Here is a 25194-nt window from a genome sequence, read left to right as displayed (position 1 = left end):
GAAAACAGACCGAGGAGAACCCCATGAAGCGTCAGCAACGCGTGAACGTTCAGCTCTACGATTGGACAACTCAACACTTCGACCTCGAGGCAATCAGCCCGAAGCTCACGCAAGGTTTGACCGCCGAAGCAATAGGAGAACGCTTGGGTATCGACCGCAGCAACGCGAGCCGGGATTTAAACGGACTGGTTGCAGAGAAGAAAGCGATCAAGATCGGTGGCAAGCCGGTCTTGTTTTTTTCCTATGCAGGCCTGCTTGAACGCTTGGGGGAAGGGGCGCGCGGGCAGATTGCTCATGAATACGGCTCGTGGGCCAGTTTTGCTGACATCGTCTCGCGGCTGTGCAAAACCGTCTCCAAGCGTGCAGGTCAGACGCTGCTGACGCGCCGCTCGGCGTTTGATGCGCTCCAAGGTCAGGACGGCACGTTACAAAAACCGATCGAACTCGCCAAAGCGGCGATCCTCTACCCGCCAGACGGTTTGCACACCCTGTTGACCGGACCGACCGGTGTAGGGAAAACACTGTTCGCTGATTGCATGTATCGCTTCGCCGTCGAGACGGAGCGCCTGCCGGAGGGCGCTCCCTTTGTCGCCTTCAACTGCGCCGATTATGCACACAACCCGCACTTGTTGCTCGCACAACTGTTCGGGGTGGAAAAAGGCGCGTATACGGGAGCCGATCGCGACCGCGCCGGGTTGGTGGAAAAAGCGGACGGGGGCGTGCTGTTCCTCGACGAGGTCCATCGTCTGCCGCCAGAAGGACAGGAGATGCTGTTCACCTTGCTCGATCGCGGGGTCTTCCGGCGGCTGGGGGAGTCGGACACGGTACGACAGGCCAAAATTCGCTTGATCGCAGCGACCACGGAGAATGTGCAGTCCAGTCTGTTGCTGACCTTCGTGCGCCGTATCCCGATGTGGATCGGCATCCCATCGCTGGAGGAGCGTACCTTGGAGGAACGCTTCGGACTGATCCACTTCCTGTTCATGCAGGAGAGCACCCGGGTACAACGTCCGTTCTACATTGCGCCCGATGTGCTCAAGGCGTTGCTGCTGTTTGACTGCCCTGCGAATGTCGGGCAGCTCAAGAGCGAGATCCAACTGCTCTGTGCGCGCGCGTTCCTTTCGCAGATGCAGGAGGAGAACGCCAACCTGCTCAAAGTCGCGCTGGAAAACGCCTCCGACCATGTCTATCGGGGGCTGTTGAAAATTCCCGACCGCAAGCCGGAACTGGATCGACTGTTGCAAAATGCACCGAAGGGGCTTTTGCTGCACGGTCAGGAAGGGCGAGGGCAGCCGCCTGAGCACGATGACAGCGTCTATGAAATGCTGGAGCAACAAGCGGTGGAACTGCGGCGACGCGGGTTGAACGAGGAGGAAATCAACCGGGTCTTGTCCGGGGAGATCGATGTGTACTTCCGTCGCTTCCTGCAACGCGTGTCTCGACAGTTCGAATCCCGTCGTCACGAGTTGGCGCGAATGGTTGGCGAGGAGTTCCTGCAAGTGGTGGAGGAGATGTTCGACCTCGCCTCGCGCCTGTTGGAGCGCGTGTTTTCCTCGCAGACGGTGTTCGGTGCGGCCTTGCACATGCGCGCCGCCGTCGATCGCTACGGATCGGGATCGACCCTGCAAAGTCCAGGGCTCGCCAATCTCTATCTCGAATCGCCAGAGGAGTACCGGACGGCGGGAGAGATGGTGAACTTTTTTGCCAATCGAACAAGCATTCAGTTGCCGGAGAACGAAGTTGGGTTTCTGGCGACGATGCTGGCTTCCGCAGAGGAGACGCCGCAGTTTGCTCGTGTCGGGGTGGTCGTCGCTGCACACGGGGCATCAACCGCCACGTCGATGTTGGAGACAGCCCAGCAGTTGCTCGGAACTGCACATGGGGTGGCCTTCAACGTGCCGCTCTCGATGCAACCAACCGATGCGAGAGAGCGCTTGGCGCAACTGACAGAAGCCGCGGACGAGGGCAAGGGCGTGCTCTTGCTCGTGGACATGGGCGATCTGCTCGGCGCGGGTGAGTGGGTGCAAGCTCATACGACGATTCCCGTGCGCACGATGCCGAACTTGACGACTCGCATGGTGGTGGACGCGGTGCGGCGGGCCGCTTTTGCCCCCGGGACGACCTTGGAGTCGTTGCACAACTCACTGATGCAACGCAGTTTGGGTGACGTCGCAACCTACACAGATGCAGGCGGTCGCCGTCGAGGTGTGTTGCCGGTGGTCTGTGTGACCGGTCAAGGGTCAGCGATGCAATTGAAAGCGATCTTGGAGGAACGCATGGTCTTGCCGGAAGACTTTGAATTGCAGATCGTGCCGGTGTCGATCGCCTCCTTGGAGGAGACGCCAGAGCGGATGCGCAAGTTGGTGGGCGACGGGCCGCTGTTGGCGGTTGTCGGAACGCTCAATCCGAACTTGGAGGGCGTGCCGTTCGTCTCCGCACAGGAGATTCTGACAGGTGTTGGATTGCGCCGCCTCTCGCATCTGATCGGGGCGACGATGCAATGGCGAGCAGGGGATACTCCCCAGACACCGGTCTGGGAAGCGTTGATCGAGACGTTGCGCCGCACGGTGCGTCGGGTCAATCCGTACTTCCTCGTACCGGAGATCGTCAAGGCGTTGGAAAAACTCAGCGAGACCTGGGAACGTGAATTGGATATCGATTTGCAGATTGGGATCACGATGCATCTCGTCATGGCGATCGAACATCGCTTGTGGCGCGGGATGTGGCCGACGGAAGCACGCGGCGAATTGCCGCCGCCGCTGGCCGGTGGAGAGCAGATCCTCGAAGCGCTTCGTGAGGTGAGCGAAGCGCTCGACATCGAAGTGCCCGCCTGTGAGTTGGGGCATCTGTGGAGATTGTTGGCGCAAGGAGAGGAGGTGCGAGGATGAACAAGATCGTGCTGGTCTGCTCCTACGGACTTTCCACATCGTTGCTCGTCCATTCGATGGAGAGCGCGGCGAAGGAGATCGGCGCGCCGGTGCAAGTGCGCGCCGTAGGCAGCAGCGAAGTACCCGACATCGCAGAAGAAACAGACGTATTCCTCGTGGCCCCGCAAGTGCGCTACCTATTGCCGACCATCCATTCGCACGGGCGACCGGCTGGTGTGATCGAGGGCCGAACCTATGCGCTCGCTGATGGAGCAGCAGCCTTGCGACAAGCGCTGGCCCTCCTCGAGCAAGGAGCGTAAAACGGCATGGAAAAACTCTTGCTCTATATGGAACGAACCCTGTTACCCGTCACGATGCGGGTGGTGGAGAATCGCTACATGCAGGCGATTCGCAACGCATTTATTGGCAGCGCGTTGCCGATGATCATCGTCGGCTCGATTTTCTTGATATTGGCGATTCCTCCGTTGCCTGCTGATCTGCACGCAGGCGTGTTGGGGTCTGTCAACGAATGGCTGATCGAGGCGCGCCCGATGCTGATGATCCCCTTTCAGTTCACGTTCGGACTGATCGCGCTCTGGGTATGTTACGGAGTTGCGGAGAGCCTCGCCAAGCACTACAAGATCGACGGCGGGCGTATCGGGCTGATGGCGATGGCGACGCTGTTGGTGTTCTGCTTGCCAGTCGGCGTGCGGGAGAACGGGCATCTCGTCGGCTTGCAAGCGCTGACGCTCGACCGCTTTCTGGACAATCTCGGGGCCATCGGGCTCTTCGTTGCGATCTTGACGGGCATCGGGGTGGCGGAGCTGAACGCCTTTCTGCTGCGGCGTGGCTTCGTGATCAAGATGCCGCCGGCCGTTCCACCGAATGTGGCACGCTCGTTTGAGATGATGATCCCCGCCTTTCTCGCTGTCGGGGGGGCGTTTTTGCTCGAATGGTGGGCGACGACTACCTTTTCACCACAGCCGCTCGACCCGAACACGGCGTTGACGATGCCGCAGATCGTGATGGCGAAATTGAGTTTTCTCGTACAAGCGTCCGACACCTTGCCCTCAGCAATCTTGCAAATTCTGCTGATGATGTTGCTTTGGGTAGTCGGCATCCACGGCATGAACGTCGTGTCGTCTGTCGCCTACCCGCTCTGGCAGAACAACCTTGGGGCGAACATCGCTGCGCTAGGGGTAGGAGAGCCGGCGACGCACATCGTGAGCGAGCCGTTTTTTCATATGTATGCGCACTTAGGCGGCTCGGGGGCGACGTTGCCGCTGGTCTTCATGCTGTTGCGCTCCAAAGCCCTGCAACTCAAGCAGGTGGGGCGGGTCGCTCTGGTTCCGGGGCTGTTCAACATCAACGAGCCGATTGTGTTTGGCGTACCGATTGCGTTGAACCCGCTGATGGCGATTCCCTTTTTGCTCGCGCCGACGGTGATCGTCACACTGAACTACCTCGCGATGCACACTGGGCTCGTCCCGGTAGCGACGGTACAACCGCCATTGACGATGCCTGTCTTGCTCGGCGGCTTTTTGGCCGATGGATCGTGGCGTGGAATGCTCTTGCAAGGAATCGACCTCGTGATCGCCAGTTTGATCTACTACCCGTTCTTCAAGCTCTATGAACGCCGATTGCTGGCCGAGGCATAAAAAATCTCTCATTCCTCCTGCGAGGATGAGAGATTTTTGCGTTACGGCTGGCCCGGCGCGACATAGTAGGGGGGCACTTTCAACCAGCCGTGTTTGCGCAGCAGGTTTTTGAGGAGGAACGCAGAGATAAAAGATTCCGACTGCATTTCCACAAACATCATCCCGATGTCATTGCGAACGGTCTCCGCCGCACTGGAGGCCAGCATGACGACCGCAGTGGTCGCTTTCACGGCAAGCCCATTGGCGATCTCGTAGTCGGTGAGTTTGACACCATGCGGGATCGCGGTGCTGTCCGAGTGCGGCTTTTCCTCAGATGGGGGCGGCAACGGGACCCCCGCGCTCAGTAAAAGTTCGCGAACCCTTTGCCCATGCTTGTTGTTGATTTTCAAGCAATCGTGCAGGGCGTGGCGCAATTCCTCATCTGTCGTGGTGTTCAAGGCAACTTGAATGTACATTTTAGATTCTTGATTAAATGCAAGATACGTCCAGAGTGCCATCACCTCACCGACGTGCAAGGGCGCTTTTGGATCATCATCGCTGGCAGCATTTTTTATCATGGTCGCAATAGCCTCTAGTAGACTCACATGAATCACCCCGTTTTTACCATGCCAAGGCGTACTTCTTTTTATACGAAATCTCTCATTTCGTTGCTTTCTGACAATTTGTATGCTAGACTTTCAACATGTCGAAATTGGCCGAATCTGGTTCAAAAACCAGTACGGGGGACTATTTTCCCTTGGGGTGAATCCGCTGATCCTAGCGGTAGGGTTACTCTCAACCCGAACCCGTCAACTAACCTCGGAGGCCGCGTAGGGAGGAAGACTGAATTTGAAACGTATTGTACAAGCCTTTTTGATTGCTGCAACTGTATTTGTCGCGCCGTCGTTGTCCATCTCGCACGCTCATGCGGCTGTTTCGTACGGGCAAACGAATGTCCTCACCATCGGTTCGAGTGGCTCAGACGTGCAACAACTGCAGGCTGATCTTCGCCTGCTCGGTTATTTTACATACTCGCAAAATACCGGCTACTACGGTGAAATTACCGCAGATGCCGTCAAAGCATTCCAGCATGACCACGACATTGAAATCAATGGCAAGGTTGGCGTGCAAACGGGCCCGGCGATCCAAGCGGAGGCTGCGAAAGTCCGTGCAGCCAAAGGCTCGACCGCAGGTGGCAAGATCGTCGACACCGCCGAAACGTATATCGGTACCCCGTATGCATGGGGCGGCCGTAGCGCGGCTGGCTTCGATTGCTCTGGCTTCGTCGGGTTCGTGATGTCGCAATACGAAATCGATGTACCGCGCACCGCAGCCGACATGTTTGCAAGTGGCGGCAGTGTTGACGGATTGAAAGCGGGCGACCTCGTGTTCTTCACAACCTATGGCGAAGGCGCGACACATGTCGGCATCTATGTCGGCAACGACCAGTTCATCTCGGCAACCTCATCGCATGGGGTGAAGATCGACAGCCTGCACGATGGCTACTGGGGTCCGCGTTACCTTGGAGCACGCAGCTACCTATAAGCAAACAGAACCGACTTGGCAATGTGCAAGTCGGTTTTTTTCTGGCATTTTCCAGTTGTCAGAGAAGGAAAAATTCACAAACTTGTCGTATAATTCGAATAGTAAGCGATTTCATAGTCCATTCATCTTACAACCAAAGGGGGAGCTTCTACACGTGAACAAGAACTTGCTCTCGATCCTGATCTGGACGGCAGTTTCCGTACTGGGCGGCGTTGCTTTCGCACTGCTCGCCATCAACACAGGTGAGACGATCAGCGCATCCTGGATCGTCATCGCGGCACTCTGTACGTATGCGATCGGGTATCGCTTCTACTCGAAATTCATGGCAAACAAGATCTTTGGGCTCGACGACAAACGCGCGACGCCTGCTGAGATCAACAATGATGGCAAGGACTTCGTACCTACGAATAAGTGGGTGTTGTTCGGTCACCACTTCGCGGCCATCGCGGGTGCTGGCCCGCTGGTCGGCCCGATACTTGCGGCACAGATGGGCTATCTGCCGGGCATGATCTGGATTCTCGTCGGCGTCGTGCTCGGCGGTGCAGTCCAAGACTTTGTCATCCTGTTCGGCTCGATGCGCCGCAACGGGAAATCGCTCGGTCAGATGGCGAAGGAAGAGATCGGTCCGTTTGGCGGCGTGCTGGCCTTGGTCGGCGTGCTCGCGATCATGATCATCCTGATCGCCGTGCTTGGCATGGTTGTCGTCAACGCCCTGTTCCATTCTCCGTGGGCGACCTTCACGATCGTTGCGACGCTTCCGATTGCGCTGTTTATGGGTGTTTACATGCGCTACATACGCCCCGGTCGTGTCTTGGAAGGCTCATTGATCGGTTTCGTACTCTTGATACTCGCCCTTATCTTCGGTCAACAAGTGGCCGATTCGTCCTTCGCACACTACTTCGATTATGAAAAAACCACGTTGGCGTGGTTGATGATGGGCTACGGCTTCGTCGCATCTGTCCTGCCTGTCTGGATGATGCTCGCACCGCGTGACTACCTGTCCTCGTTCTTAAAAGTCGGTACGATCCTGCTGCTCGCTATCGGCATCCTCGTCGTCCGACCGGAGATCCACATGCCGAAGTTCACAAACTTCCTCGACGGTTCTGGCCCGGTCTTTGCAGGCCCGCTGTTCCCGTTCTTGTTCATCACGATCGCCTGTGGGGCGATCTCCGGGTTCCACTCGCTGGTATCGTCTGGCACCACGCCGAAAATGCTCCAACGTGAATCGCATGCGCGGATGATCGGCTACGGCGGCATGTTGATGGAATCCGGTGTCGCGATCATGGCGTTGATCGCAGCCTGTGCGCTCACACCGGGCGTCTACTTCGCGATCAACTCCCCGGCAGCTGTGCTCGGTGCCGATGTGAACACTGCGGTATTGGCGATCCAAAAACTCGGCTTCACCGTCGACGCCGCAACGCTTACGCAATGGGCGAAGGATGTCGGGGAAAACTCGATCCTCGCCCGCACCGGTGGCGCACCAGCGCTGGCGGTCGGCATGGCGGCGATCTTCGCCAAGTTCCTCGGCGGTTCTGCGATGACCGCGTTCTGGTATCACTTCGCAATCCTGTTCGAAGCGGTGTTCATCTTGACCACCATCGACGCAGGCACGCGGATCGGCCGCTTCATGTTCCAAGATTTGTTTGGCAACATCGTTCCGGCGCTGGGTCGCACCGATAACTTTTTTGCCAACATCTTGGCATCCGGCTTGATCACCGCCGGCTGGGGGTACTTCCTCTACGCAGGCGTCGTCGACCCGCTGGGCGGGATCAACTCGCTGTGGGCGATGTTCGGGATCTCGAACCAGATGCTGGCCGGGATCGCGCTGACCGTGGCGACGACCTACCTGCTGAAAATGGGCAAGGCCAAGCACATCTGGGTCACCGTCGTGCCGCTGGCGTTCCTGTTGCTCACCACGCTGACGGCGGGTTGGATGAAGATCTTCTCCACCGATGTGAAGATCGGATTCCTCTCCCATGCGGACAAGTACCAAGCCTCGCTCGATGCTGGCAAACTGCTGGCACCGGCGAAGACGACGGCGCAGATGGACCAGATCATTTTTAACGACCGTCTCGACGCTGTGGTCTGCGGATTCTTCATGGCGATCGTCGTGCTGATCGTGCTCGATGCGGCGCGCGTGTGGATCAAGATCCTCGGTGGTCGCCACACCAAGCCGCTGTCTGAGACGCCGTTCATCCAAACCAAGAACTCGAACCTCAACCTATGAAAAACGCCCTCGTCTGGATGAGCAAGGCGCGCTCCAATGTGAAGACGATGTTCGGCATGCCTGATTATGAGAAGTACATCGAACACCACAACGCCACCCATCCCGACCAAGAACCGCTCTCGGAGCGCGACTTCTACATGCAACGTTTGAAGGAGCGCTACGAGTCGGGAGAGGCGACGCGCTGTTGTTAGAAAAAAGACTGTGTCCGCTGCGGCGGGCGCAGTCTTTTTTACCAACAGAAGGAATTTCCGCTCAACTCACCGAATTGTAAGGACATCAACTAAGGTGAGTTTTTACGAAGGTAGGTCATTGGAATGGCTGTCTATCAACGTTTCCTGCGCATATTAATTCGCAATTATATTATCGGGTCGACGGTCGCTGTGTTCGGGATCGGGGGCCTCTATATGTTTTCCACCCTGCACTTGCAACGGGAGGATATGTTGGCGATGGTCGTGATCCTCCTGATCGCCGTCACCACGATGTTCACAGCCGAAGCGATCATGTTCAAGCGTTACTTCGATCCGATCCGGCAAGTCTTCCTCCGTCAAGCTCGAACGGCGCAGGATATTGAGCGTGCCTATCTGGTCGTGCACCGCTTGCCGCTGTTGACGGTCAAGCGAACGCTCGGGCCGCATCTGATCGGCTTCTCTGTACCTGGGATGTCGATGGCCTTGCTTGCGATCTCCAACGGCTGGCTACACCTGCCGAACCGTTTCGTGTGGTTAGCACTGGTGGGGTGTCTGCTGGTCTCGCTGATGCACGCGATGATCGAGTTTTACTTGACGACCGAGGCAATTCGCCCGGTGCTGTCCCATCTGCGCGGATGGTCGTTACAGGACTACTCGCTCGACTTGTCGTTGCACGGCGAAGTGCTGGTCTCCACCCGCCGCAAGTACACGCTCTCGGCGTTGTTGATCGGGACGATTCCCACGATGCTGTTCGGCCTCGCGACCAACGTGCGGCTCGCGGAGACAGACAGCTCTTTTGAGAGCTACTGGCAGTGGGCGTTGATCATCCTCTTGCTCGGGGTCGGGTTCTCAGCGGCGAGCGCGATGCTGATGTCGCGTTCCGTCCAACAGCCGATCGAGGAGTTGCAGGAGATGATGCGCCACGTCCAGCGTGGACGCTTCACGGTGCAGGCGTCCGACCTCTACTCCGACGAGTTCTCGCGGTTGATCTCCGGCTTCAATTTGATGGTGCAGGATCTGCGCGTGCGCGATGAGATGAACACGCAACTGTTGGAATCGTACTTCTCCACGCTGGCCGCCACACTCGATGCTCGTGACCCGTACACGGCGGGTCACTCGACGCGCGTCGCCAAGTATTCGGTGCAGATCGGGCGCACGTATGGCCTGCCGCCTGAGCAACTCGACCTGTTGAACAAATCGGCGCTCCTGCACGACATCGGCAAAATTGGCATCCGCGACAACGTCCTGCTCAAGGAAGGCAAGCTGACGGATGAGGAGTTCGCCCAGATCAAACTGCATCCGGTGCTGGGCGAGGCGATCCTGTTGCAGATCCAGCCTGCCGAAGCGATGGCACCGCTCCTGCCAGGCGTGCGCTCGCACCATGAGCGTTACGATGGACGAGGTTATCCAGATGGGTTGGTTGGGGAGAACATCCCGCTGTTCGGACGGATCATGGCGGTCGCCGATGCGTTCGACGCGATGACCTCAGACCGTCCCTACCGCCAAGGGATGGCGATCGAAAAAGCCCTCGCCATCCTCGCAGATGGCAAGGGCACGCAATGGGACCCGCAGTTTGCACAGCTTTTTATCGACATCCAACGCGTGGAAATGGCGGAGGATCGGCATCCAGCGTTTGGCAAGGCGCTGTAGGCGGGCAATAAATTACCATGCGACATCAAAAAGGATTTTTCGACACTTTTGTCTAATACCAGTAATACAACAGTGCATGTCGGGAAAAAACCTCTGTCCTACGCTCGAGCCGGGCACAGAGGTTTTTTCCTTTTTTATTTTGTCCTTCTGTGATATCCTCAACAGGTGACGGATGAAATGGGGATTTTTTCACATACCTATACAGAGGTGAAACCTATGCGTCGTTTGGTACCGAGCCTGTTCGTGGAATCAGTGTACGAGATTGATCTTGAACAACTGAAGGCACGAGGCGTGCGCGGCATACTCACCGATCTCGACAACACGTTAGTCAGATGGGACGAACCTGATGTGACGCCCAAGATCTTGCAATGGCTCGACCATGTGCGCGATACATACGGCATCAAAGTCTGCATCGTCTCCAACAACAATCATGCACGGGTGGAGCGCTTCGCGAGACCCTTGAACATCCCGTGGGTCGCCTCGGCGAAAAAACCGAGCAACTCACCGTTCCGCCGTGGCTTGCAGACACTTGGCACCAAGCCCGAGGAAACGGTCGTGATCGGCGACCAACTGTTTACCGACGTGCTAGGCGGGAACAGAATGGGGTTGTATACGATTCTCGTCGCACCTGTTGGCGAGAAGGAATTTATCGGCACAAAAGTCTTGCGTGCGATGGAACGCGTGGCGTTCTCGATCTTGCGCAAGCGCGGAATGCTACCTTGGGAGTGAGATAACCATCATGTCTGAACTTGAATTGATCTGCAGCGGATGTGGCATTGGCATCCAGACGGAGGACAAGACTGCGGCGGGCTATGCTCCGCTGAACTCTGTCGTCGAACGTGAATACCCGGTCTGCCAACGTTGCTACCGGATCAAACACTACAATGAAGTAGCTCCTGTCGCCCTGAACAACGAAGGTTTTCAAAAGATTCTCTCCGATATCGGCAAGCGCAACGCCTTGGTCGTCAAGGTTGTCGACCTGTTCGACTTTGCGGGTTCTTGGGTGAAGGACATCAAGAAATACGTCGGACAGAACCCGATCCTGCTCGTCGCGAACAAGGCCGATCTGTTGCCGCGCAGCACGAACTGGGAGCGCGTCGAGAACTGGCTGTCATATGAAGTGAAGAAGCAAGGTGTCGAAGTCGAACAAGTCTTTCTCGTCTCTGCGAAAAAGCGCGTCGAGATCGAGCATGTCAAAGCGGCGATCGAAGCCAAAGTCGGCACGCGTGACGTCTATGTCGTCGGAACTGCCAATGTTGGCAAGTCCACGTTGATCAACGGGCTGTTGCAGTTGTTCGGGGAAGAGGACGGCGCAGAGCTGACCACCTCGCGCTATCCGGGCACCACGCTGTCCACGATCCGGATCGACCTGCCGAACCACGAGGGTTCGATCATCGACACGCCGGGGATCATGACCAGACATCGCCTGACCGACCTCGTGTCGCCAAAAGGCGTGCGCGACATCACCCCAGAGGAGTACATCAACCCGAAGACTTACCAGTTGAACGATAAGCAATCGCTGTTCCTGGGCGGTCTCGCGCGTGTCGACTACGTGGAAGGCCCCAAGCAAGGTTTCACCGTCTACTGTGCGAACCAACTCAATGTCCACCGGACGAAGTTGGAGAACGCGGACGAGCTCTACGACAAGCATCTCGGCACGCTGTTGACTCCCCCGTATGAAGGGGAGGAGAACCCGCTGTTGCACAAGCTCTACGCGCATTCGTTCACGATCAAGTCGGGTCACCCGCAGGATATCGTGATCTCCGGCATCGGCTGGATCACGTTGCGCGGTCAACACTTCACCACCGTCAAAGTCCATGCGCCCAAGGGCGTCGATGTCCATATCCGCCGCGCGCTGATCTAGTCACAGCCGGAGCTGACCGACTACCTTTTGTATGACTTGCAGTTTTCCTTCGAAGAACAAGGGATGCGGCTGCAACTGGAATTTCGCAAGTAAAAGAGCCCGCTTTCGCAACCTGCGAAAGCGGGCTTTTTCGGCACATCAATTCTCGCTTCGATGGAAGAATAAGCAGGATGAACCAAAAGCAGGTTGGACAGCGGGTATCTGATCGTTTGAGGGAACTTGTCGTTTTTTCGAAGAGAATAGGCAGGGTCTTGGATTCGTGCTAGACTGTGGGTAAGGAGGGATTGGACATGGTTTCCAGCTCTACGCGCTTGACCGGTTTGTTTGGACATCCGGTTGCGCACTCCAAGTCGCCTCAGATGCACAATGCAGCCTTCGCCCATCTCGGGCTTGACTATGTATACCTCGCGTTTGACATCCCGCCCGAGGCCATCGAGCAAGGCGTGCAGTCGATTCGAGCCTTGAATCTGCGCGGGGTCAACGTCACGATCCCGCACAAAGTCGCGGTGCTTCCGTTTCTTGACGAGCTCAGCGATGCGGCGCGCCGGATCGGGGCGGTCAACACGATCGTCCATGAGCAAGGCCGCTTGATCGGGCACAACACGGACGGCATCGGCTATCTCGCAGCGTTGCGGGAGGAGACCGGTTTCACGCCAGCGGGCCAATCAGTGCTGTTGCTCGGCGCAGGTGGTGCCGCCCGTGCAGTCGCCACCCAACTCGCGCTCGATGGTGCCGCACAGATCACCATCGCCGCACGCGCTGTGGCAAAGGCAGCGGAGCTTCTCGCACCGCTGGAGAGTTTAACAGCCGCCGATGCGGTGTCACTGAGTGGTGTTGTCCCCGCCGAGTACGACCTCGTCGTGAACACCACACCGATCGGCATGCACCCACAGGTTGACGAGTTGCCGATTGATCCGAACTTGTTGCGGGCCGGGCAGTGGGTCAGCGATCTGATCTACAACCCGCGCCAGACGCGCTTTTTGCAGGAAGCTGCAGCACGTGGTTGTCTGGTCAGCGGCGGGCTTGGCATGTTCATCCACCAAGGCGCGGAAGCCTTCCGATTGTGGACAGGACATCCCGCTCCCACGGATGTGATGCGAAAAACGGTGGAATCCTATCTGTGACAGTGGTATACTTTCAATTTGGACAAGCTCACAGACAAAAGGAGTTCATCGCATATGCTGACTGGCAAACAAAAACGTTATCTGCGCTCCCAAGCGCATCATTGCACCCCGGTAACCCAAGTAGGCAAGGGTGGAGTTTCGGACAACATGATCGACCAACTCAACCTCGCCCTCGAATCGCACGAACTGATCAAAGTCTCGATCCTGCAAAATTGTGAAGTACACAAAAAGGATGTCGCTGTGCAACTCGCAGAAGGCACCGGTGCCGAATTGGTGCAACTGATCGGCAAGCAGGTCGTGCTCTACAAGGAATCGGCAGAGAACAAGCAAATCAAGCTGCCGAACTAACCCTCTGTGTAGGAGGTAGCCCTTATGCGGCTAGGAATTTTCGGCGGGACGTTCGACCCGATCCATATCGGACACCTCGTGGTGGCGCAAGTCGCCTTGGAAGAGGCGAGTCTCGACCGCGTGCTGTTCGTCCCCGCCGGGGTCAACCCGCTCAAGGTCGGACGGAGCATCACCGACGGGTCGCATCGGCTCGCGATGGTGCAACGGGCGTTGCAGGACTGTCCACAGTTCACCGTCACGTCCTGGGAACTCGACCGGCCGGGCCCGTCCTTCACGGTGGAAACGGTGCTGCACGTCCGCGAGCAATACCCTGATGCCGAGCTGTTTTTGATCATCGGTGCGGACAATTTGCGGCTGTTGCCAAAGTGGAAATCGGTCGAGAACATCCTAGAACAAGTCACGATCTTGGCCTTGAACCGACCGGGCGAAGACCTCAAATCGAGCTGCCAGATGATGCTTGCGCTCTACCCGCACATCAACGAGCAGATCCGCATCGTGGACATGCCTGGACTTGACATCTCCTCGACGTGGTTGCGCGACAGATTGGTTAAGAATTTGTCTGTCAAGCATCTCCTACCCGCCGAGGTCATACGGTATAGTGAGGAGAACAAGTTATATGAACGACGCGATGATCAATGAAACGACTGTTAAAGAAATGGTGCGCTCCGTTTTGAGCAAGCCGCGTTTCCGCCACGTTTCAGGCGTTGTGGAAGCGGCCGACCAACTGGCGAAACGGTATGGCGCTGACCCGTTGAAGGCACGACTCGCTGCATGGACGCATGACTATGCCCGTGAATGGCCGGTTGACAAGTGGTACGAAGTCGCCCGTGCGCGCGGCGTCGATCCGTCGTTTCTCGAAGTGGCGGAGGCGTTGCACGGCCCGATCGTCGCCACGTTGCTGCCGGAGGAGTTTGGCATCGACGACGCAGAGATTGCCGATGCGGTGCGCTACCACACCACCGGGCGCGTAGGGATGACCTTGTTGGACAAAGTGGTCTGCTTGGCAGACTACATCGAAGCAGGTCGCACGTTCCCGACGGTCGATGAGTTGCGCAAACTCGCTGAGGAGGATCTCGACGTGGCGCTCGCCACGGCATTTGACGGGACGATCCGGTTGTTGCTCGATAAACACAAGCCCGTTTTTCCCTTGACCTTGATGGCGCGCAATGATTTGTGGCAAAAAATCAAGGACAAGCGGAAACTTTAATACCCATTGTCGAATACGATGGTAGCAGGTACACCCCACCCCGTATCTAGGAGGCATGTCAATGAGAGAACGAGTCTTGGAATTGGCGCGATTTGCGGCTGACGCTGCCGCAGATAAGAAGGCGAACGATGTGGTGCTTTTGGACATAGCGAACCTGTCCGCGCTCGCCGATTATTTCATCATCTGCAGCGGGAATTCCAACACTCAGGTTCAAGCCATCGCGAATGGCGTCGTGGAGAAGATGGAAAAACGCGGCGTCTACAAAAAGTCGATGGAGGGGTACGACGAAGCCCGCTGGGTTCTGGTGGATTTTGGTGACGTCGTGATTCATGTCTTCCGTGCGGAAGAGCGTGAATTCTATAACCTGGAGCGCGTCTGGGGCGACGCGCCGCAATTGAGCGTGGTGTGACGAGTTTTTGGCAAATTTAGCAGTTCATAATTGAATAGAGAGAGGTCTTACACTGTGAGTGCTTATGGAGAGTTCGCCGAGTATTACGATCTGCTCATGCAGGATGCTCCTTATGAACGGTGGATGACCTTTTTGGAACAGGCGATGGCGCGGTATGAGTTGAGACCGCGCCATATTGCCGATTTGGGCTGTGGCACAGGCAAGCTCTCTGTCCAGTTGTTCCAACAAGGCTACACTGTGACCGGCGTCGATCTATCGGAGGACATGCTGATGATCGCGCAGAGCAAATTGGAGCGCCCATCGCCGAAGATGCGCTTCCTCTGCCAAGACTTGCGCGAGCTGGTGTTGCCGGAACCGTGCGACCTCGCGATTTCCTTTTGCGATTCGTTGAGTTACCTTTTAGAGGAAGACGGGTTGCGAGCGACATTTGCACGCGTGCGGCAGAATTTGAAGCCGAACGGGTGTTTTTTGTTTGACGTACATAGCGAATACAAGTTGCGCGAGAAGCTCGGCAACAACGTATTTTATGAAGTTGGGGATGATGTGACCTACTTGTGGCAGAGTCGGTTTGATGCCGAAAAGTCACAGGTGGAGTATGACATCACGTTTTTTGCGGTGGAGGATGAAGAGGACGAGTTGTACCGCCGGTTTCAGGAGTGCCACGTACAGCGGGCGTATCCGGTGGAAGTTCTGCGCGGGATGTTGCTGGACAGTGGATTCACAACGGTAGAAGTATATGCAGACTTTGCTTGGGACGTGCCGACCGAAAGCTCGGAACGGCTGTTTTTTGTAGCGAGATAGGCAGATCTCACATATCCTGTGGGTACTCCAACCGCAGGAGGGTGGAAGGTCGCACATGTATGTACACGTCGTCAAAAGAGGCGAGAACCTCCAAGCCATCGCCCGCGCCGTCGGGGTCGAGGCCGGACGCATCGTCGAGGTCAACGGGCTAGAATCGGAGGAACTGGTGCCGGGCACATCGTTGCTCGTTCCGACACAAGTGCCGACGATCTTGGCGGCGTACACCGTCAAGGAGGCGGACACGCTCCGCAAGATCGCCAACCATTTTCATATACCAGAAAAAATTCTCCTCGCCGCCAACCTGCCGCTGAACAAGGAAGCGCTGCCAAAAGGTCGCGTGCTGACCGTCCCGGTGCCCGTGATGCACAAGCGTGGCATCGAGATCAATATGCGGCTGGAAGTGCAAGGCGAGTACGATGAACTGGCGACGATCGACGATGCCAGCAGCAGCCTGTCGAGCATGAGCTTGGCGGCTGCGATTGTCTCAGCAGACGGAACGCTGCACATGCCACCGCTGTTTGAAAATAGGAGGGACCACCTCCGCCAAGCGGAACGCTACGACAGGGAAGCCCGAGCAGAGGAAGCAGACCGACAGTCGGGTGAGCTAGGTGCATCTACAAGTTCGGGTGTGTCAAATCTGCCGGGAGCGTCGGGGTCAACAGGGTCATGTGAGCGCAGAGTTCGCCTTTTGCTTTTAATCGCCCCGGAGGATGAGGAGGCAGCACTGCGTGTCATCTCCTACGGCCCCAGCCGGCAGGAGTTTTTTCAACAGTTGCGCCCGTGGATTGCACAGGATGAGTTTGCGGGCATTCACTTGGAATTTACGCACCTGCCACCGTCTGCCCGGCTTGCCTTCTCCCGCTTCGTGCGTGAGTTGGCGATGCGCGTTCACCAGAAACGGGGCAAGCTCTATCTCTCCGTGCCCCCGCACAACACGGACGACCCCCAACATCCTCGCTCTGGCGCATATGACCTCGGTCTGATGGAAGCCTCTGCCGATCGCATCATCTGGAATGCGGAGGAATCGGGGGGTCGCATCGACGGCCCGCCGATGGCGCTGGCACCGTTGCACATCGTCCGCCGTTCGCTGGAGTTTGCGCTCCAGACGATCCCCCGTCACAAGTTGTTGCTGGGGGTTCCTTTCTACGGTTTCGACTGGCCGATGCCTTACAAAAGCGACAAGGTCGCGTCACTCGTGCTGTTCGGCCCGGAGCTCGATCCTGACAGCGTGACCGAAGTCCCGAAACAGATCCACTGGGACGACCTCGCCGTCACCCCGATGTACACCTACCGCGCCGAGGGCGGGCATCTGCGCCAAGTCTGGTACGAGGATGCCCGCAGCATCGCCGCCAAACTCCAGCTCGTACAGGAACTTGGATTGGCTGGTGTGTCCGCACAAGTGCAGGGCTTGACGTCATCTGTGTATTGGGAGTTGCTGCGCGATACATTTGAGGTGCTCTAAGCAGGATGCACGATCTATGCGCACTTCTGTCCTCTGAAAAAACACAACGAAAATAGTTCGTCCGCGTTGACAAAACAAAATTTTTTTGCGTATACTACTATCAAACGAATCGACAAGAACTGTCGAAAAAAGCCATGACGAGGACCAGTAGTTTGCAGAGCCCTTTCAGAGAGTCGGTGCATAGGTGCGAGCCGATAGGAGGATGCGAACGAACTCACCTCAGAGCTGTAGCTGGGAAGCGCCTACCGCGACTACTTGCTACCGGAATCGCCTACGTTATCAGGCGTCAATGAGGGTCACAACTATTCGTGACCGAATTAGGGTGGTACCACGGGAAGATTACCTAACCTCTCGTCCCTAGCGCAATCGACGCTGGGGGTGGGGGGTTTTTTACGTATGTCCCTCTCAGCGACTACCTTACACCGAGGAGGAATCTCTCATGACTGAACGTCGTTATGTACCGTCTGAAGTCGAAACCAAGTGGCAGCAGAACTGGGAAGCGTCGAACGCACACGACACGACCACCGATTCTTCGAAGCCCTACTACTATTGCATGGAGCAATTCCCGTACCCGTCGGGTCGTCTGCACATGGGCCATGTCCGCGTCTACTCGATCGGTGATGTCGTCGCTCGCTTCAAGAAGATGAGCGGCTACAACGTCCTGCATCTGATGGGCTGGGATGCTTTCGGGATGCCAGCGGAGAATTTTGCGATCCAACACGGTGTACACCCGAACGTCTCCACGTTCGACAACATCGCCTTCATGCGCAACCAACAGAAGCAATTGGGACTCTCCTACGACTGGTCTCGCGAACTCGCGACCTGCTCGCCCGATTACTACAAGTGGACCCAGTGGATCTTCCAACTGTTCTATGAGCGCGGACTGGCGTACAAGAAAAAAGCGGCGGTCAACTGGTGCCCAGAGTGCTCAACCGTGCTTGCCAACGAGCAAGTCATCGACGGTGCTTGCTGGCGCTGTGACAGCGAAGTGGTCAAAAAGGATCTCGAACAATGGTTCTTCAAAATCACCGAGTACGCAGACCGCCTGCTGACCGACCTCGACCAACTGCAAGGCGGCTGGCCAGAGAACGTCATCACCATGCAGCGCAACTGGATTGGCAAGAGCACAGGGGCGGAGATCACCTTCTCCATCGCGGGCCAAGCCGAGCAGTTGACCGTGTTCACCACGCGCCCGGACACCGTGTACGGCGTTTCCTACATCGTGCTGGCACCGGAGAACGCGCTGGTTCAACAACTGATCGCCGGCTACGAACACCAAGCAGACGTACAAGCCTTCATCGATAAAGTCCGCAAAGCCTCCGAGATCGAGCGCACCTCGACCGATGCGGAGAAGGTCGGGATCTTCACCGGCGCCTACGCGGTACACCCGCTGACGGGCGAAAAACTGCCGATCTGGATCGCCAACTACGTGCTGCCCGACTATGGCACCGGCTGTGTGATGGGCGTCCCGGCGCACGACCAGCGCGACTTCGAGTTTGCGACTAAGTACGAACTGCCGATCATCCCGGTCATCGAGCCGGAGGAGGGCCTGGAATCCAATCAGACCTCTGCTGTCACCGGCGAGGGCAAACTGATCAACTCTGCGGAGTTCAACGGTCTCTCCAACGCCGAAGCACTGACTCAAATCGTCGAAGCGCTGGAGCAAAAAGGCATCGGCAAAACCACTACCTCGTTCCGCCTGCGCGACTGGCTGATCTCCCGCCAACGCTACTGGGGCGCTCCGATCCCGATGATCAACTGCCCGTCCTGCGGCACCGTGCCCGTTCCGAAGGAACAACTGCCGGTCCTGCTGCCCGAGCACGTCGACTTTGGCGTCAAAGGCAAGTCGCCGCTGGAAACCAACGACGAGTTCGTACAGACCACCTGCCCGTCCTGTGGGGGTGCGGCACGCCGTGAGACCGACACGATGGACACGTTCATCGATTCCTCGTGGTACTACCTGCGCTACACGGGCGAGGGCGATGGCACGCTGCCGTTCGACACCGAGGCGGCGAACAACTGGATGCCAGTCGATAAATACGTCGGCGGGATCGAGCACGCCATCCTGCACTTGCTCTACAGCCGCTTCTTCACCAAAGTTCTGCATGACGCTGGGCTGGTCAACTTCGTGGAACCGTTCGAGAGCCTGCTGACCCAAGGCATGGTCGTCCTGAACGGGGCGAAAATGTCGAAGTCCAAAGGCAATGTCGTCTCGCCAGAAGACATCGTCTCCAAGTACGGCGCTGACACCGCCCGCGTGTTCATCCTGTTCGCTGCACCGCCGGACCGCGACCTCGAGTGGAGCGACCAAGGCGTCGAAGGCGCAAACCGCTTCCTGAATCGCGTCTGGCGCATGGTCGACAACCACATCCCGATCCTGCGCAAAAAGAACCTGACTGCCGACGCATCGGGTGAAGCCGCGAAGAAACTGCGGATGGCGACACATGCGACGATCAAAAAAGTCACCGAAGACATCGGCACCCGTTACAATTTCAACACGGCGATCTCCGCGATCATGGAATTGGTCAACGCGATCTACACGTACCCGGATGCAGCAGACGCTGGGACGAAGGCCGAAGCGATTCGCACCGCAGTGATCCTGCTGCACCCGGCTGCACCGCATGTCACCTCTGAACTGTGGGAGATGATGGGCGAAACCTCGAAGCTCTATGCGCTGGAATGGCCGTCCTACGACGAGTCGGCACTGGTGCTCGACGAGATCGAGTACGTCGTCCAGATCAACGGCAAAGTGCGCGAGCGTCTGGTCTTCCCGAAGGATGCAACCAAGGAAGAGATCGAAACGCAAGCCGTCGCTTCTGACAAGGTCCAAGCGTTGCTGGAAGGCAAGTCGATCAAGAAAGTGATCGTCGTGCCGGGCAAGCTCGTCAACCTCGTGGTTGGATAAATTGGAAAATCCTGCAGAGAGATCATCTCTGCAGGATTTTTTCGTCGCATGTCGAAAACGTAAAGGTACGGGATTTCAAAGTAGGAGGAACACACAGAGATGAGTGAATCGAACACAACGCATTACATTAAACAAGTCTGGCGGCAAAAAGGGGACGTTCTCTTTGATCACATCCCGTTCAAGGAAGCGAACAAAGCGAACGACCTGAGCCAGACGACTCGTCCTGTTCTTGTCTTGGAAACCAAATCGAACGGCGGTAGCGGTACTGTCTTCGCGATTGGCCGCGTCACGAACGCGTCGGTCGTCGAGAAGGCGATTGAATATCCGAACGGTGAATTTCTGTACCATGTACCGTTTGCATATGACTTGATTTTGGAAGACAAAAAGAACGGGATCACCCGTGAGGAACTGCAAGAGCTGACGGGTCAGAAATTCACTCCGCAAGCCAAGGGTGGACTTTTTGAAATCAGCGCAGACCACTACGGCCAACTCGTCGAACTCCTCCACGCACGGAACACCGTGGCAGCTGTCGCAGCAACCGCAGAAGCTGTAGCTCCGAAGGTAGAAGTGGCTCCGAAACCCAAAGCCGCTCCGCAAGTAGAGGCTACCCCTCCGGCTTCACCTGCACCCAAGGCAAGCGGATCACTCGCAGACGCATTGCTTGCAGCGAAGGACAAGCTGGCATCTGAGCCGCACCTGCGCCTCGTCATCGAGGACGGCAAGCTCAGCTACTACCCGGCCGCTCTGCTCGCAGAGACCGACCTGACCACGCTCCAGGAGAACATAACCAATACCATCAGCACAGACAGCACCGCAAGTGTCGAGGCAACGGAGGCGGCAGCAACCTCTAGCTATGCCAACCTCATCGGCCTCGTCGAGCGTCTCCTGCGCGAGGGCAAGTACGATTCCGTACAGACCCCGACCTTGGCAAAAGCGTTCTACCGCGGCACCACCAACCTGCCACATCCGTACTTAGCGATTGAATTACAGGGCACCCTCGGCCACCACGTTCTCGGACTCAACGGGACGCTTTACACCGTGGACGGCAAGCGCGTGCAACATTTCTTGGGTCTATAAGCATACGTCGTTTGGACTATTTTCGTGTACTCATCAACATCCTGTACTTTTGTACAGGGTGTTTTTGCGTTTTCGACAGATTACGACATTCACGATACGGGCATACTTGTAAACACAAGATTTGAACAGAAGAGAGGGGGCGGTGGAGAAATTGGACTATCGTTGGGTGAGTTGGGTTGCGGTGGCCATCTCGATTTTGGTGATCGTGTTTGCTCCCAAACGCGTACCCGGACATGAGAATTTCTTTATTTTATCGTTCACCTCCTCCTTCGCCTTTATGTTCGATTTGGTGGTCGGGAACATCCTCGATCTGTATGACTACGGGACTCACAGGGTGGAAGTTTTAGACCTCGCCCAGATCTCGATTGTCAATCCCGCCATCGGCATCCTGTTGCTCAACTACTGGCCAGAACGCAAGGGTTGGTGGCGCGTCATCGGGTACCTCATGCTCGTCGTGGCGCTGTTGTTGTGCTTCGAACTGCTCTGGCTGAAGTTGGATCTGATGCGGTACAAGGGCTGGAGCCTTTTGAAGTCGGCGATCTCCTACCCGTTCCTGTTGACGACATTGCGAATCGCGCAGCTCACCTATCGTCACATGGTGCGTACAGCCAGCGCCGCGAAGTAAAAAAAGCTGCATTCCTCCGCGGAGGAATGCAGCTTTTTTTAACGGGTGGAGTTCTTGTCTTCGTGACGCTCAATCGCCAAATGGATCAGCGACTCGATCAATTGGTCATACGGCAAGCCGCTGGCTTCCCACATCTTCGGGTACATGCTGTACTGGGTGAAGCCGGGGAAGGTGTTGATTTCGTTGATCAAAAACTTGCCGGTCTTGCGGCAGAGGAAGAAGTCGGCACGCGAGAGGCCCGATCCGTCAATCGCTTGGAACGATCGAACTGCCAGTGCGCGGACTTCCTCGATTTGTTCCGCCGTCAATTCGGCCGGGATCACCATCGCGGACTCGCCGCTCAGGTACTTGGCGTCGTAGTCGTAGAACTCTTCGTTCGAGGAGATGATCTCGCCGGGCATCGAGGCTTGCGGGTCCTCGTTGCCGAGCACCGCGACTTCGATCTCCCGGCCATCGACCGCTTCTTCGACGATGATCTTGCGGTCATACTTGGCGGCGATCTGCAACGCGGCGATCAAGCTGTCGCGATCCTTCGCTTTGGAGATGCCGACGCTCGAGCCGAGGTTCGCCGGTTTGACGAAGCAGGGAAAGCCGAGTTGAGCAGCCAAAGCGTCTGCAACCACTTCCGGTTCGCGCTCAAAGCGTGAGCGCAACACCACTTCGTAACGACATTGTGCGAGGCCAGCTTGGGCAAATACAGTTTTCATCATCGCTTTATCCATACCGACAGCCGACGCGAGCACGCCCGCGCCTACATACGGGATGTTCATCAATTCAAACAAACCTTGCACCGTGCCATCCTCACCGTAGGGCCCGTGCAGGATCGGCAGGATGACGTCGATCTGCGCTGCGGCTTGTGACGGCAGGACCGCTCCTTGTGCGATCGGCAGCAGGTTTTCCACATCGGACGCTTGCCCGGCAGCACCCAACAATTTCGTCGGGACGGGTGCGCCGAGGGCCTTGTAGGCACCGATGCCGACATGCCACGTGCCGGACTTGTCAATTCCGATCGGGAGGATTTCATATAGATCACAATTCAAATTCTCGATGACCGACTGGGCGGATTTGATGGAGACTTCGTGTTCGCCGGACTTGCCGCCAAAGACGACGCCAACTCTGATTTTCTGAGTCATCCGCTCACTCCTCTCTTGGCTGAAAAAAAGCTCCGTCGCCGGAGCACATCACTTTCGTTCTTCTTCCGTCTCCTTCAACATCTCCAACTCTTGGCAGAAGTCGTTAAACTCCTCCAAACAATGGGAGTTCTGGTCAAAAAACAGGACGAGATTGTTGAGCGCTTTCATCGTGGAAGGCGAGACGTGGTGTTCGATGCCTTCGACGTCCCTCTGGATCGTTTCCTCACTGACGCCGAGCATCCGCAGAAATTCTTCCAACCGCTTGTGGCGTTGCTTCATCGATTTGCCGAGTTGCTCGCCCTTCGGTGTCAAGACGATTCCGCGGTACTTTTCGTAGGTGACCAGTTGCTTCTCATCAAGCTTCTGGATCATCTTGGTCACAGAGGACGGTTGCACCGAAAGCGAGGAGGCGATGTCGGATACTCGGGCGTACCCTTTTTCCTTCATCAATTCGTAAATCTTCTCCAAATAGTCCTCCATGCTGGATGTGAGCATACCAAATCCTCTCTCTCCTCGGAAGTATCCATGACTAGATTCGTCCGTAACATTTTACCCGAATTGCTTGCATCGTGCAAATTGCACAAAGCCAACGATTACCAAGAGAATTGGCCGCCAAACGTCTGATCCAGCAATAACAGGTTCAGGAGGTACAATCACCACAAAGATGCCTGCCCCAATTCTCGACGTACCGATTGTGCTCCGCGGTCGTCTTACTCTATGTGCGGGTGCCTAGATTGGTGAGTTGGTCGAGGGGAGACGCATGGTTTTTAGAGGTGTTCGTCCCACGGCATATAGCCTTTGTTCTTGAGGTAGCGGTAGAGGATGCGTTCAAAAAAGCGGTTGATCCTCGTCGGCCAACCTTCCTTGCCGTGCAGCGGGTCGACCCAGACGGTGAAAAAACCGAACTTGTTGCCTCCGTAGATGTCGGTAAGCAATTGGTCACCGATCACCACCGTTTCCTGTGACGAAGTGTGGAGCAGGCGCAGGGCCCGTTCAAAGGGGTGACCCCACGGTTTGCGCGCTTCGTAGACGAACGGGATGCCGAGCGGGCGGGCGAACTCGGAGACGCGAACTTTTCTGTTATTGGAGACGATCACAACTTTCAGACCTGCTTGGCGCAGGGTTTGAATCCATTTCATCAGGCGTTCGGTGGCGTGCAGGCTGTCCTGTTCGATCAGTGTGTTGTCAAGGTTGGTGATGATGCCGCGCACACCGCGCGCACGGAGTTTTTGAAAGTCGATGTCGAAGATCGTGTGCAGATGCAGGCTGGGTATGAAGCGTTGAAGCAACATGCGCCAATTCCCCCTTGGTCCTAAGAATGCTGGTAGGAGTAGCGTTCGCGGTTGCACAGGGCGGGATACAGGGGAAAAGGAGGAAACAACTGACACCTGTTGAAGTCAGTAGCAAGGAGGGATGATTATGAAAAAGGAACGCTTCTTGCTGCTCGCCGTGCTCGCTGGGGTGTTGATGGCGGGCAGCGTGTATCTGTATGGAGGCAAGCCGCAAGTGGAGCAAGCACCTCCAACAGCCACCACGGTTGCAGATGCCGCTGCGAAACCAGAGCCCGGACAAGCTGTTCGGGTGCATGTAAAAGGGGAAGTGAACACGCCGGGCGTGTATCAACTTCCTGCCGACAGTCGCGTGATCGACGCGGTGCAAGCGGCGGGTGGAGCCAAGTCTGACGCAGACACTGACAAGCTGAACATGGCTGCGGTGTTGAAGGACGGCGGGGAAGTCGTAGTCCCGAAAAGCGGAGCAGAGCCGGTGGCGTCCGCGCCGAAGTCCAGCACAGGCAAGCTCAACCTCAACCAAGCGACGGCCGAAGAACTCGACAAACTGCCTGGCATCGGCTCGACGCGCGCCCAAGCGATCGTCCAGTACCGTGACAACGAGGGTCGATTCCTCTCCATCGACGACCTCAAAAAAGTCCCCGGCTTCGGCGTCAAACTCATCGACCAGATCCGCGACAAAGTGACGGTGGAGTAGGTAGAAGTCTCTCAACGAAACGCCCTGCAAGTGTTACTCACGCAAAGTAGAAGTTCGCATCCTGTTAGAAGCCCGCTCTGTTTCCAGCAAGTTTTCGCCGCACTCGACACATCTCTACCTAGCAAGTTCCCCGCTGTAC

The 25194-nt window shown here is 56.7% G+C and carries 24 protein-coding genes, 1 riboswitch and 1 other annotated feature; of the genes, 20 read left to right on the top strand and 4 right to left on the bottom strand.

Going from position 1 to position 25194, the window contains the following annotated elements; translation table 11 throughout:
• The first annotated feature begins 23 nt into the window (after positions 1 to 23).
• The 3 genes from C7459_RS03690 to C7459_RS03680 are packed head-to-tail and all read left to right on the top strand — an operon-like array spanning position 24 to position 4525.
• On the top strand, positions 24 to 2888 hold the full coding sequence (locus tag C7459_RS03690; protein WP_109686439.1) for a sigma-54-dependent transcriptional regulator: 2865 nt from the start codon (positions 24 to 26) through the stop codon (positions 2886 to 2888).
• Positions 2885 to 3187: a PTS sugar transporter subunit IIB gene (locus C7459_RS03685; protein ID WP_109686437.1), complete on the top strand. Its 303-nt coding sequence runs from the start codon at positions 2885 to 2887 to the stop codon at positions 3185 to 3187. Before C7459_RS03690 ends, C7459_RS03685 begins: the two co-directional genes overlap by 4 nt.
• A 6-nt stretch (positions 3188 to 3193) precedes the next feature.
• Positions 3194 to 4525, top strand: coding sequence for a PTS sugar transporter subunit IIC (locus C7459_RS03680; protein ID WP_109686435.1), 1332 nt, complete (start codon positions 3194 to 3196; stop codon positions 4523 to 4525).
• 41 nt (positions 4526 to 4566) lie between these two features.
• Here C7459_RS03680 and C7459_RS03675 read toward each other — a convergent pair whose 3' ends face one another.
• Complete coding sequence (locus C7459_RS03675) at positions 4567 to 5082, bottom strand: DUF3231 family protein (RefSeq protein WP_109686433.1); 516 nt, start codon at positions 5080 to 5082, stop codon at positions 4567 to 4569.
• A 126-nt stretch (positions 5083 to 5208) separates the two neighbouring features.
• Positions 5209 to 5347: riboswitch (cyclic di-AMP (ydaO/yuaA leader) on the top strand.
• A 6-nt stretch (positions 5348 to 5353) separates the two neighbouring features.
• Between C7459_RS03675 and C7459_RS03670 the strand changes: the two genes are divergently transcribed.
• The 16 genes from C7459_RS03670 to C7459_RS03595 all read left to right on the top strand — a co-directional run bounded on the left by C7459_RS03670 (position 5354) and on the right by C7459_RS03595 (position 21936).
• The gene (locus C7459_RS03670; protein ID WP_109686431.1) at positions 5354 to 6049 is read left to right on the top strand and encodes a C40 family peptidase; all 696 of its coding nucleotides are present in this window, start codon (positions 5354 to 5356) and stop codon (positions 6047 to 6049) included.
• Positions 6050 to 6203: 154 nt separating this feature from the next.
• On the top strand, positions 6204 to 8276 hold the full coding sequence (locus C7459_RS03665) for a carbon starvation CstA family protein (protein ID WP_109686429.1): 2073 nt from the start codon (positions 6204 to 6206) through the stop codon (positions 8274 to 8276).
• Positions 8273 to 8467, top strand: a complete 195-nt coding sequence (locus tag C7459_RS03660) for a YbdD/YjiX family protein (RefSeq protein ID WP_109686427.1) — start codon at positions 8273 to 8275, stop codon at positions 8465 to 8467. Before C7459_RS03665 ends, C7459_RS03660 begins: the two co-directional genes overlap by 4 nt.
• A 123-nt stretch (positions 8468 to 8590) precedes the next feature.
• Positions 8591 to 10114 (top strand): HD-GYP domain-containing protein, encoded by a 1524-nt coding sequence (locus tag C7459_RS03655; protein ID WP_109686424.1) that lies wholly within the window; start codon positions 8591 to 8593, stop codon positions 10112 to 10114.
• Positions 10115 to 10330: 216 nt separating this feature from the next.
• Positions 10331 to 10843: a YqeG family HAD IIIA-type phosphatase gene (locus C7459_RS03650; RefSeq protein WP_109686422.1), complete on the top strand. Its 513-nt coding sequence runs from the start codon at positions 10331 to 10333 to the stop codon at positions 10841 to 10843.
• Between the two features lie 10 nt (positions 10844 to 10853).
• Positions 10854 to 11978, top strand: a complete 1125-nt coding sequence (gene yqeH, locus C7459_RS03645) for a ribosome biogenesis GTPase YqeH (protein WP_109686420.1) — start codon at positions 10854 to 10856, stop codon at positions 11976 to 11978.
• A gap of 290 nt (positions 11979 to 12268) precedes the next feature.
• Positions 12269 to 13102, top strand: coding sequence for a shikimate dehydrogenase (aroE, locus tag C7459_RS03640; RefSeq protein ID WP_109686419.1), 834 nt, complete (start codon positions 12269 to 12271; stop codon positions 13100 to 13102).
• A 54-nt stretch (positions 13103 to 13156) separates the two neighbouring features.
• Complete coding sequence (gene yhbY, locus C7459_RS03635; RefSeq protein ID WP_109686416.1) at positions 13157 to 13450, top strand: ribosome assembly RNA-binding protein YhbY; 294 nt, start codon at positions 13157 to 13159, stop codon at positions 13448 to 13450.
• 24 nt (positions 13451 to 13474) lie between these two features.
• Positions 13475 to 14089: a nicotinate-nucleotide adenylyltransferase gene (gene nadD, locus C7459_RS03630; RefSeq protein ID WP_109686414.1), complete on the top strand. Its 615-nt coding sequence runs from the start codon at positions 13475 to 13477 to the stop codon at positions 14087 to 14089.
• Entirely contained in the window at positions 14067 to 14657 is a 591-nt protein-coding gene (gene yqeK / locus C7459_RS03625; RefSeq protein ID WP_245884378.1) for a bis(5'-nucleosyl)-tetraphosphatase (symmetrical) YqeK, read from the top strand. The genes nadD and yqeK overlap by 23 nt, the downstream gene beginning before the upstream one ends.
• Positions 14658 to 14718: 61 nt before the next feature.
• Positions 14719 to 15066 (top strand): ribosome silencing factor, encoded by a 348-nt coding sequence (gene rsfS, locus C7459_RS03620; RefSeq protein ID WP_109686412.1) that lies wholly within the window; start codon positions 14719 to 14721, stop codon positions 15064 to 15066.
• Positions 15067 to 15120: 54 nt separating this feature from the next.
• Positions 15121 to 15867, top strand: a complete 747-nt coding sequence (locus C7459_RS03615) for a class I SAM-dependent DNA methyltransferase (protein ID WP_245884377.1) — start codon at positions 15121 to 15123, stop codon at positions 15865 to 15867.
• A gap of 55 nt (positions 15868 to 15922) precedes the next feature.
• On the top strand, positions 15923 to 17329 hold the full coding sequence (locus tag C7459_RS03610; RefSeq protein WP_109686410.1) for a LysM peptidoglycan-binding domain-containing protein: 1407 nt from the start codon (positions 15923 to 15925) through the stop codon (positions 17327 to 17329).
• Between the two features lie 125 nt (positions 17330 to 17454).
• Positions 17455 to 17691 (top strand) — a binding site (T-box leader).
• A gap of 77 nt (positions 17692 to 17768) precedes the next feature.
• Complete coding sequence (gene leuS / locus C7459_RS03605; protein WP_109686408.1) at positions 17769 to 20234, top strand: leucine--tRNA ligase; 2466 nt, start codon at positions 17769 to 17771, stop codon at positions 20232 to 20234.
• 99 nt (positions 20235 to 20333) lie between these two features.
• Positions 20334 to 21311, top strand: a complete 978-nt coding sequence (locus C7459_RS03600; RefSeq protein WP_109686406.1) for a hypothetical protein — start codon at positions 20334 to 20336, stop codon at positions 21309 to 21311.
• 151 nt (positions 21312 to 21462) lie between these two features.
• Positions 21463 to 21936 (top strand): CBO0543 family protein, encoded by a 474-nt coding sequence (locus C7459_RS03595; RefSeq protein ID WP_146200938.1) that lies wholly within the window; start codon positions 21463 to 21465, stop codon positions 21934 to 21936.
• Between the two features lie 38 nt (positions 21937 to 21974).
• Here the strand turns inward: C7459_RS03595 and C7459_RS03590 are convergent, their stop codons facing one another.
• From C7459_RS03590 to C7459_RS03580, 3 genes are all read right to left on the bottom strand, one after another.
• Positions 21975 to 23069 carry a D-alanine--D-alanine ligase gene (locus C7459_RS03590; RefSeq protein WP_109686402.1) on the bottom strand — a complete coding sequence of 365 codons (1095 nt, stop codon included), beginning with the start codon at positions 23067 to 23069 and terminating at the stop codon, positions 21975 to 21977.
• Positions 23070 to 23117: 48 nt separating this feature from the next.
• The gene (gene mntR, locus C7459_RS03585) at positions 23118 to 23564 is read right to left on the bottom strand and encodes a transcriptional regulator MntR (protein ID WP_109686400.1); all 447 of its coding nucleotides are present in this window, start codon (positions 23562 to 23564) and stop codon (positions 23118 to 23120) included.
• A gap of 272 nt (positions 23565 to 23836) precedes the next feature.
• Positions 23837 to 24361 carry a YqeG family HAD IIIA-type phosphatase gene (locus C7459_RS03580; protein WP_109686398.1) on the bottom strand — a complete coding sequence of 175 codons (525 nt, stop codon included), beginning with the start codon at positions 24359 to 24361 and terminating at the stop codon, positions 23837 to 23839.
• 127 nt (positions 24362 to 24488) lie between these two features.
• On the opposite strand from C7459_RS03580, the gene C7459_RS03575 reads away from it, so the two are divergent.
• Positions 24489 to 25055 (top strand): ComEA family DNA-binding protein, encoded by a 567-nt coding sequence (locus C7459_RS03575; protein ID WP_170119243.1) that lies wholly within the window; start codon positions 24489 to 24491, stop codon positions 25053 to 25055.
• Positions 25056 to 25194: the final 139 nt, after the last annotated feature.

It is taken from the genome of Tumebacillus permanentifrigoris (assembly GCF_003148565.1).
GTDB classification, from domain to species: domain Bacteria; phylum Bacillota; class Bacilli; order Tumebacillales; family Tumebacillaceae; genus Tumebacillus; species Tumebacillus permanentifrigoris.
The sequence above is the reverse complement of the archived record's forward strand: the minus strand, read 5'-3'. Positions and strand labels throughout refer to the sequence as shown.